This window comes from Nitrosomonas sp. Nm34, from assembly GCF_900113925.1.
Lineage (GTDB): Bacteria > Pseudomonadota > Gammaproteobacteria > Burkholderiales > Nitrosomonadaceae > Nitrosomonas.
In genome coordinates this window covers 194,542-205,370 of record NZ_FORD01000002.1, presented here as the reverse complement: position 1 = coordinate 205,370, position 10,829 = coordinate 194,542, and the positions used below count along the sequence as shown (strand labels likewise).

At 45.2% G+C, this 10,829-nt stretch carries 6 protein-coding genes; 1 reads left to right on the top strand and 5 read right to left on the bottom strand.

The window, feature by feature from the left end:
* Positions 1–783: 783 nt before the first annotated feature.
* Entirely contained in the window at positions 784–1,092 is a 309-nt protein-coding gene (locus BM283_RS01950) for a sll1863 family stress response protein (protein WP_090688512.1), read from the top strand.
* 155 nt (positions 1,093–1,247) lie between these two features.
* Here the strand turns inward: BM283_RS01950 and BM283_RS01945 are convergent, their stop codons facing one another.
* The 5 genes from BM283_RS01945 to cphA all read right to left on the bottom strand — a co-directional run bounded on the left by BM283_RS01945 (position 1,248) and on the right by cphA (position 10,827).
* Complete coding sequence (locus BM283_RS01945) at positions 1,248–2,051, bottom strand: Crp/Fnr family transcriptional regulator (RefSeq protein ID WP_090688509.1); 804 nt, start codon at positions 2,049–2,051, stop codon at positions 1,248–1,250.
* Positions 2,052–3,467: 1,416 nt separating this feature from the next.
* A complete protein-coding gene (locus BM283_RS01935; protein WP_090688502.1) occupies positions 3,468–4,298 on the bottom strand; it encodes a posphoenolpyruvate synthetase regulatory kinase/phosphorylase PpsR in 831 nt (276 codons plus the stop codon).
* A complete protein-coding gene (gene ppsA / locus BM283_RS01930; protein WP_090688500.1) occupies positions 4,298–6,667 on the bottom strand; it encodes a phosphoenolpyruvate synthase in 2,370 nt (789 codons plus the stop codon). Before ppsA ends, BM283_RS01935 begins: the two co-directional genes overlap by 1 nt.
* 713 nt (positions 6,668–7,380) lie before the next feature.
* The gene (locus BM283_RS01925; RefSeq protein WP_254776084.1) at positions 7,381–7,860 is read right to left on the bottom strand and encodes a hypothetical protein; all 480 of its coding nucleotides are present in this window, start codon (positions 7,858–7,860) and stop codon (positions 7,381–7,383) included.
* 390 nt (positions 7,861–8,250) lie between these two features.
* Positions 8,251–10,827, bottom strand: coding sequence for a cyanophycin synthetase (gene cphA / locus BM283_RS01920; RefSeq protein ID WP_090688495.1), 2,577 nt, complete (start codon positions 10,825–10,827; stop codon positions 8,251–8,253).
* Positions 10,828–10,829: the final 2 nt, after the last annotated feature.

Sequence of the window (10,829 nt, the reverse complement as noted above, 5' to 3'; positions counted from 1 at the left end):
AGCCACTTGAGTAACCGACCAGCCTTTACCTAACAGGTAGACCGTTTTTAGCCGGTCAGCATAACGCTTGTCTCTGGTTTGACGGTGCGCCACCTTTAAATTGGCAATTTCTTGTGCAGTGAGCGGGTAATGTGATGACATATTAAAATTCTAATATATTCACAACTATGCCGCATTAACTTAAACCAATTTTTGATTCACGAGAAGTATAGTTTTTTAACAGCTCAACTGACAGTAGTATACTACAATCCGAGTTTTTCCCCGATCTGCCCTTAGTTATAGTATAGCGCAATAGGGGAAGTCGTATCGTGCCCCGCCATGACAAAGTTTCAAATTCAGCGGAATACGCTTCGCTATTACGCCCTACACAAACTGCTAAGCAGGCTCTCTCTTTGAAATATTGAAAGCAGAGTGTATTTTCCATTATGTGCGGCACCGCACAGACAGCTTTTAGCTTTGTCACCAAAATTGAAATATTAAATGTACGTTCGAGGGTATCGCTAATGAGTATGCTTGCTTGAGGAACCTTAAACACAGGGCAGAAAGTGTTTGGAATATATTAAAAAGGGCTGCTCGAGTGAAAGACAAGTTTAACTAGCCCTGTTGAGTAACCTCATTTTTGAAATTATTAGCGCCATTACTAGCAGCCTTTTGCTTGGCTTAATGCTACTTCATCGGACTAGTATTGACAGGCATAGCAGGAGCTGTTGTGTTATTAATTGTAATGAAGTGATCGTGAAGTCTAAGAATCAATCCTAACTTTATTAACAAAGGAGAGACATTATGAGCGAGCTAAATGCATACAAACAAAAGCTAGAAGCCGAGATAGAACAAGCAGAAGCTAAATTGAAGGAATTAAAAGCCGAAGCGAAGAGTTCTGCGGCCGATGCCAGTATCCGTATGCAACATGATCAGCGCACTGAAGAACTTGAGCGGCATATTGATAATGCAAAAGCCAAGCTGAAAGAACTTGGAGGAGCCAGTGAAGACGCTTGGGAGGAGCTTAAGGAAGGTATAGAAAATGCCTGGGATTCATTGAGAAATGCTGTGCGAGAAGGCGCCGCGAAAGTGAAAGAGAAATTTAAAGATTAAATACCTCTCTCCTATTAAAATTCAGGACGTACGCAGGGGCAGGAAGCAATCGAATTCATTCTTGATTACATGGCAACATTTACCCATTTATGCTTCCAGCCCCGAGCGACCAGTACCTTGATGTGCCTGCGGCTGTAATTAATCAATCCGGCTCACTACAATTTTCCAGCACTCTCTGTAACACCTTCACTACGCCTACCCGGCATATTGGCGAACCCAGCATATAGGCAATCATTTCCTGAATCATGGTAACTCAAGGGTAGGAGGCGATCGAATTCATCCTTGACTACATGGTAACATTCACAGACTCGTGCTTCCAATCCCGATCGATCCAGCACCTTAATGTGCCCACGGTTGTAATTAATCAATCCTGCTTGCTGCAATTTTCCAGCAGCCTCTGTAATCCCTTCACGGCGTACACCTAACATATTGGCAATCAATTCCTGAGTCATGGTTAACTCGTTTGAATGAAGCCGGTCAATGCTGAGCAGCAGCCTCCGGCAAAGTTGCTGGCCTACCGAATGATGCCGATTACAAACTGCAGTTTGAGCCATTTGAGCAATGAGTGCCTGGGTGTAGCGCAGTAGTAAATGAAGTAGCGCATCATGGCGGTTAAATTCCTGCATAAACAAAGGTTGCCGTATCCGATAGGCGTAACCCGCACTCTGCACTAAAGCTCGATTAGTCATGGTTCCGCCGCCCATGAATAGCGTAATCCCGATTGCCCCCTCATTGCCGATAATGGCGGTTTCCGAAGACCCTCCATCTTTCATGGCGTGGAGCTGCGATACGATGCAATCCGTAGGAAAATAGACGAAATGCAACTTTTCTCCTGGTTCATAAAGAATATCACCACAGCTCATCTGGGCCGGCTCTAGATGAGGTTGAAGACGTTCATATTCGGTTGAGGGTAAAGCATTGAGCAGTTGATTTTGTCGAGGGCTTGGTATGTTAATCATAATTTCTACTCCTATCAATAACGTAAGGTGCTATAGCCCTAATAAACTTATTAAATTAGTAGAAAACTAGGGGCCTTGATTATGAATTAAACTCAACTCTGTCCTGTAACGCAGAGCGTTCTGATCTTCAAGTTGTCAATAGGTTATCAAGTCTCTGCCAAGCGTAACGGGTGCTGACAATCCAACTCAATTACCGTCAGTAGAATTATCCTAAAAAGTTTTCAGGATAATGTGTGATACCGAACAGATAATGCCCAATCATACCTTTAAACTGTTAGCGTCATTTTCCCTCAAGGAGGTTTCATGAATACCGCAACCTAACTTGTGTTAGCATGGATGAAAAGGATATTAATTTTGTGAGTACCGAGACATTTTTAAATTATCTTATGGCTGTCAATTTAACTGCCAATAGGTATTGTGGAATTAATACAGTATCGTTTCGTATAAAGCAAACTCCTCCAAAAACACATGTACAAATTATGGGACAATGCCATTTTCTGACAGTTCCATTATTATGGAATTATCTGCTTGAGATGTGGTTGCCATTTTTTTATTTTTATTGCTAAAGGATGAATAATAGGAAAGTGGTTGAGTTCTTGCTCTTGTCTGAGCACGTGGGATTTCACTCCACATACTGCTGTATTTCTTTGATAAACTCATCGTCACCAAGATAAACCTGCTCTCTTCAACGATTCCAAATGATCGATATGATGATCGATATGACCAATAAAGGAGAGGCACAATGAATGTGGTATATAAAAATCGGATATTGCACAATATTTAAAATGGCAGCGTATTTTAATGTTCATTACAGGACTGTTAGTCGGCAAGATACAATGACTGATCCCTTTTCAACTTGTTGTTAGAGCGTGTTGAACATTACCGAGTAGAGTTTGCTATGGATCGGAAGAAATACAGGAATATAAAACTAGGTGGGAAGCAAATACATAATGATGCATCCGCCCAAAATTTCGCGATACTTCTTCGTAATCACATCCCGCCTTGCTTTTTGTGATCGCTCAATTGAGACCAATTAAGGAAAAATTACGAAATAACGCACAGGGTTTACCGAAACCGAACGGGCAGCCTTGCATGCGGAGATTTCGAGTACAGCAGTATCGAATGACACGGAGTGGAAAGATTGGAGCAACAAGTACCTAACTGCCTTTGCTAAAATGGATGATTCAGGCTTTACTGACTCTTTCAAGTAAGTTCCCGATCCACCGCCAGAGCCGCCTGAACTGTGGTTGAGGTTAGCCACGCAGGCGAAAGAGGCAGGAAATAAGGGAATAGCGGCTTGCTTGCTACTATACACGCTAGTCTGCGCGCGTGCCCTGCGAGAGTTTCGGGTTGGCAAGCACACAAATGGTGACGAACCTAATTTTACCCAGCGAGAAGGTTAAGAAAACGCTCGTTCTAACCATACAGCTGTCTTTTCAAACCACTGTGCTCAAGGATAATGGTGCTAATTTCTTCAATAGAAATGTGCGTTGTATCCAAGTAGGGAATATCCAATAGTTGAAACAAGGATTCCTGCCATTTAATTTCAAGTTGACACTGGGCGAGCGATGCATACTGACTTTGAGGGCGGCGTTCTTGGCGAATAAAATGCAATTGTGCCACGTTGAGTGTCAAGCCGAAGAGCTTGTTTCTGACAGATTCAAGCACTGTGGGAAGTTGGTTAGCAGACATATCTTCTTGCGTGAACGGATAATTTGCGGCAACAATACCGTATTGTAATGCCAGATAAAGACAGGTAGGGGTTTTACCGGTGCGGGAAACACCCACCAGAATAATGTCTGCTTCGGTAAAATTTTTTGGATTAACGCCATCATCGTGCGCCAACGCGTAATTGAGCGCTGAAATCCGCTTGAAATAGGACAGAGATTGCTGAAGACCATGAGCGCGTCCAACCATTCGGGCAGAGGGTTGCTGAAGTTCTTGCTCGATTGAGCTAATAAATGTTTCAAAAAAATCATACACTCGGCAGTTTGCCTGTTGAATCACTGCCAGGATATCCTCTCTAAGCAAGGTACTAAAAACCAATGGTCGATGGTCATCAGATTCGGCAGCACGATTAATTCGTTCCACCAAAGTCCGGGCTTTTGCCATATTATCCAGAAAGGGCACGTTGACTTTTTTCCATTCAATTCCGTCAAATTGGGTCAATAAGCTGTGCCCAAGCGTTTCCGCAGTGATGCCGGTACGATCCGACAAATAGAAGACAGTACGCTTCTGTTTGTTCACTATTTGTTCAACTTGGCAAGATGCAGCCAGGTATCCACAACGGTATCGGGATTCAGCGATAAACTCCCAATCCCCTGCTCAACCAGCCAAACTGCAAAATCCGGATAATCAGAGGGTGCCTGACCACAGATACCGATATATTTACCTTGTTTGTGACAGGCGTCAATCGCCATCTTCAGGATCTTTTTAACGGCCGCGTTGCGCTCATCGAACAAGTGGGATACTAGACTGGAATCACGATCGATGCCCAGCGCCAACTGAGTCATATCATTTGAACCAATGGAAAAGCCGTCAAAATATTGCAAAAACTCTTCTGCTAGCACCGCGTTGGAAGGAATCTCACACATCATAATCAAACGTAAACCATTCTGGCCACGCGCCAGCCCGTGCGAGGCAAGCAGCTCCGTAACTTGCCGGGCTTCTTCCACAGTACGGCAAAATGGGATCATGACCTCAACATTAGTCAGCCCCATCTCATCGCGTATCTTACGCAACGCCCGGCATTCCAGCTCAAAACAATCACGAAACGCGGTTGCCAGGTAGCGGGATGCCCCACGAAAACCAATCATGGGATTTTCTTCGCCTGGCTCATAACGGTCCCCACCGAGCAGATTGGCGTACTCATTGGATTTAAAGTCGGACGTGCGTACGATCACAGGGTGAGGATGAAAGGCTGCGGCTAAAGTAGCAATCCCTTCCACCAGTTTATCCACATAAAAGCTGACGGGATCAGCATAACCGGTTATACGTTGCCCAATCTCATCTTTCAATTCCTGCGGTAACTGCTCAAACTCCAGCAATGCTTTCGGGTGGATGCCGATCATATTATTAATGATAAATTCCAGCCGCGCCAGCCCAACCCCTTGATTGGGCAAACGGGAAAAGGAAAATGCATGGGATGGGTTACCGACATTCATCATGATTTTAACGGGCAGATCGGGCAGTTTGCCGATATCGGCAACCGTGTGCTCAAACTTGAGTAATCCTTCATAAACATAACCGGTATCTCCTTCAGAGCAGGAAATAGTGATTTCCACTCCATCCTTGATTTGTGTCGTAGCATCGCCACAACCCACCACTGCCGGAATCCCCAGTTCGCGTGCCACAATCGCAGCGTGACACGTGCGCCCTCCACGATTGGTAACAATAGCGGCTGCTCGTTTCATGATTGGTTCCCAATCCGGATCAGTCATATCGGTAACCAGCACCTCTCCCGTTTGAAGGTGTTGCATCTGGTCAGTATGCATGATCAGACGCGCCACTCCCTGCCCTATTTTTTGCCCGATGGCGCGGCCTTCAGTCAGTACCTTTCCTTGCTCACTTAATTTGAAATGCTCTACTGTGAGGCTCTTTCGGCTTTCAACCGTTTCTGGGCGAGCCTGGACAATATAAAGCTGCTTATCGAGTCCATCCAGTGCCCATTCAATATCCATTGGACGGCCATAATGCTTCTCAATGAGTAACGCCTGTTGTGCCAGTGCTTCCACTTGCGCATCAGACAAGCAGAAAAGCTGGCGGCGCTTGACTTCAACATCACGTATCAATGTGGATGCGCCCTGCTTACCTTTTTCATCATAAATCATTTCGATGGCCTTAGCCCCTAAACGTCGCGAAAGAATGGCCGGATGGCCTGCCTCCAACCCTCGCTTATAAACATAAAATTCATCCGGATTGACCCTTCCCTGCACAATGGTTTCTCCTAAACCATAAGTGGCCGTGAGGAAAATCACATCCCGAAACCCTGATTCGGTGTCCAGTGTAAATATCACGCCACTCGCGCCAAGGTCGCTACGCACCATTTTCTGAATTCCTGCGGACAGATGTACCTTATCATGCTGAAATTTATGGTGAACGCGATAAGCGATAGCGCGATCGTTATATAACGATGCAAACACAATTTTGATCGCCGCAAAAATTTGATCGAGGCCATGCACATTCAATAAAGTTTCCTGTTGCCCTGCAAATGAGGCATCAGCCAAATCTTCAGCCGTTGCTGACGAACGTACGGCAAAGGAAATAGCATCATCGCTATCAGCCACCAATTGCTGATAGGCCTGAGTGATTGCTTGCAGCAAAGCATCGGGTAATGTGGCAGCCAGTAACCAATTACGAATCGTTTTGCCTGTAGTGGTCAGCGCGTTGATATCGCTGACATCCAGTTTATCCAGTAATTGCTTAATGCGCTCAGTGAGGCCATTACTCGCCAGAAAATCACGATAGGCGTGCGTGGTGGTGGCAAAACCATTCGGGACATTGACCCCTGCTTTGCTAAGGTGGCTGATCATCTCGCCTAATGAGGCATTCTTACCACCCACAATGCCAACATCATCCTTACTCAACTGGTCAAACCACATAATATAGTTATTCATCATGACCTCCTGATTTTTGGGATAACAGTCTCCAGTTACCATCATTATAACTACGGATGGGGGCACTCCGTGAATGTCGCGTGAAATAGTTTCTGCTATGGCTCAGTCTCAGTTCTTATCAAACTCTGCCAAAAAATATCCACAGCCGAAAAGATATCAGCCATACCATAAAGCACCGATTCAGCCGGCCCAAGGATAGCAACAATTAATATTTCTATCGGTGTATCACTGGAATTATTCCAACTATCTCCCAGTTGGTGGCATGGATTGGCTGAGTGGTGGTCACAACCAATCCACCATCCTGGGATTTTATGATTATTTCATTTCTAAATCAAAAATGACTTGGCCGGCTTCACCTTACCGTATTATTAATACTGTCTGCGGCTCGCCTTTGCGTCATTTTTGACTTGGAAATGAAATTGAAAGAATTAACTAAATTTTCACCTGTAAATTGATGTGGTGCTCAATTCAGTGCCGGCAAAGGTCAATATCGAGACTTATTAATACACTATCAGGGGAGATGCGGGTAAACGAAGTCAAAATCAAACATGGCATTACGATATTGAGAAGATGAAGCTAGCTCAATTCAGGTATCAATCGTGCAATGAGTGTTTGATCTCACTTGGTACCACATAAAAAAGCCTCCGGTTAACGGAGGCAATTAACTCTCTTAAAGTAACCCTTAATCCGGTTTATGACGTGATTATCTTTATCTATTGATTACGAGAACCAAGCCATTGGCGCCAGCGCCCCGATTGTATCAGTCGATACATTAGCCACGATAAGAATAGCACTGCTATGAGAGGACCTGCCCAGGTACGGGCCACCTTCCCATAATCGATCATATCCACACGAAGTTGATAAGCGTATTGCAAAGGCGGAATACCTTCTGCTGTCACCACTACTGAATAGAGTCCTTTATCCAGCTTACCTATTCCGCTGATAACACCATCAGGATGATAATCAGCCTTTACCTGGGCAACGGTCTCACCCTCATTATCATCGCCACGAAAAATTTTTAAACTCACAGGCATACCTCGCAAGGGCTGATCGACCAGATCCACCACAAAGTAAGTATCTCCTGCTATCGGAATTTCTGTACAGTATTGCTCCTTTTGGTCATATTGTGGCTGGTATGCACTTAAGTGCACCATATTCCCTCCTATATGACGCGCACAGGGATCTTCTGCCATCGCAACTCTCCCATGACCCATAGCTGTGCTTGCATAAAATATCACAACTAAAAGACAAACTGCAGTAATTGATTGTATTGATTGCTTAATCAACGCAAACCCCCGTTAAAATAAATGAATAATAGTCCTTCTGCTATCCAAGCAAGAGATTGCCATCCATTTTTATATAGCTGCTTCTATTAGGACTTTAAAATAATCCGACAATACAGGCTGTATTTTGTTCTAAGAAACAAAAAATATCGATTCTCTTCTAGTTTTCGACTAAATCCCACCGCATCCTATTAATTAAAGGACAAAACAATTCTACAATACTGCAATTCCATAAAAAATAGTGCAATAATCTATAAGCGCCAGCTTGAAAGCAAATTATTCCATTATTTAACCACCACTTTAGCAGGCGTCAGCTATCCGATCATGGATGTGCCCAAGTGCTTGTTCCACCTGATCAACCAGGATGAGGCAAAGCTCGCCTGCTTGCAGATTGGTCAGCGCCGTATCAATCGCTTTGAACTCCCCATGTATTTCGCTCACTTTACGCACACGCTTGGCATTCTCCAACCCTTCTCGTAACAATCCTAGTACTTCACCATCGTTACGTCCACGCTGGCATTTGTCTTGATAAAGCACCACTTCATCAAACACTTCTCCTAGAATCTGGGTCTGTAACCGAATATCCTCGTCACGGCGGTCACCCGCAGCGCTGAGGACGACCATCCGCCTTTTCGCGGGTATACTATCAATCGCACTTGCCAGCGCTTCCATCGCATCTGGATTGTGCCCATAATCTGCAATCAATGTGGCATTCCGGTAATTGAAAAGGTTGAATCTCCCTGGAGCAGTTTGCGTATCACTGATGAAATCTGTTAAACCGTCACGAATAACAGCCCATTCCAGCCCCAGTGCCCATCCGACGGCAATCGCTGCCATAGCATTTTCAACCTGAAAACTGACGAGACCATTCTTGGTAAGGGGTATTTCACTCAGAGGTATCTTTTGCTCAACTTCTGCTTCTGATGCAACAATAAAATGATCCTCAAGATAAATGACGCGTTTACGTTGCGCACGTTGCGACAATATCACTGGATTATGGCCATCTCGAGAAAAGAACATAACAGTACCTGGGCAATGAGCAGCCATTTTGACAACTTGAGGATCATCTGCATTGAGCACAGCGATACCTTTCCCAGGTAAGACGTTCTCTACGACAAGGCGTTTAACGGCTGCTAATTCATCGATGGTATTGATATTAGCCAGGCCGAGATGATCACCCCGGCCGATATTGGTTACGACAGCCACCTGGCAATGATCAAAACCTAACCCTTCACGTAACATCCCCCCTCGCGCGGTTTCTAACACGGCAGCATCGACATCAGGATGGAACAGAACATTTCTGGCGCTTTTCGGTCCACTGCAGTCCCCGGTATCGATACTTTGCCCATTGATGAAGACTCCATCCGTACACGTCATACCAACACGCAACTGGTTATTTTCCAAAATATTGGCTATCAAGCGCACCGTTGTCGTTTTGCCGTTTGTGCCTGTTACTGCAACAACCGGAATACGCGCATCATCACCTTGCACGAACATATTATCGATAATTGCCGTTCCTACTGGACGCCCCTTACCATATGAAGGCTGCAAGTGCATACGCAAACCAGGAGCTGCATTGACTTCAATAATGGCACCGCCTTGCTCCTCCAATGGTCGCATGATGCTCTCGCAAATCAAATCAATTCCGCAAATATCTAGTCCCACCATTTGTGCAGCAGCAACCGCGTTGGCTGCAATTTCCGGATGAACATCGTCCGTTACATCAGTTGCCGTACCACCTGTGGACAAATTGGCATTATTGCGCAATACAACCCGCATGCCTTTAGCTGGAATAGATTCTGCTGTCAGCCCTTGGCTAGCAAGATGCGTCAGTGAAATCTCATCCAGATGGATTTTAGTCAGTAGATTTGCGTGACCTTCACTGCGCAGTGGATCACGATTGATTTGCTCCACTAATTGATAAATGCTATGAACGCCATCCCCTACTACTTGCGGAGGATCACGTCTCGCAGCGGCCACCAGCTTTTTGCCCACAACCAGCAAACGATAATCATGCCCGGTCACATAGCGTTCAACCAGCACATTGTCACTAATTTCCCTAGCTTTCACATAAGCTGCTCTGACCTGTTCATAATCAACGAGATTAGCGGTTACACCTTTACCCTGATTGCCATCCTGTGGTTTAACCACCACTGGCGTACTAATTTCGCAGGCAGCAGTCCATGCATCCTCAGCATCGATGACCGGTCGCCCCACAGGAACAGGAATTCCCGCCGCAAGCAAGAGCGCCTTGGTTAGTTCCTTATCCTGCACAATAGATTCGGCAACCGCACTGATTGAATCACTTTCAGAAGCTTGAATACGGCGCTGCTTGCTTCCCCAGCCAAACTGTACCAAGCTTCCGTTTGTCAAGCGACGGTATGGAATACCACGCGCGACAGCTGCTCGCACAATAGCGCCAGTACTTGGCCCGAGACGGATATCCTCATAAAGCGCGTGTAAGCGGAGTAACGCTTTGGACAAATCAAAGGGTATATTTTCTATCGCAGCGTGACAAAATTCTAAAGAGAGCTCAAAAGCAAGTCTTCCCACTGCTTCTTCACTGTATTCCACGATAATCCGGAAAGTATTGGCTTCTGATGTCTGAATAGTCTGACTGAATGTAACTGGACAACCTGCTTGTACTTGCAAACCGAGTGCAGCAAATTCAAGAACATGGGCCACAGTTGCTATTTTATAACGATCGGCGGGCAGGAGTAGTGCAATTTCAGGAAAGCGTTCACGCAAGCGGGTTTCAAAACCCGGAATTCTGTCGATAGTATATGCGTTCTCGCTAAAAACAACCGTTGCTTCAATAGAGGTATGCTTACTCCACAGATTGGGACCGCGCAATGCACGGATTTGGATCACTTTCATAG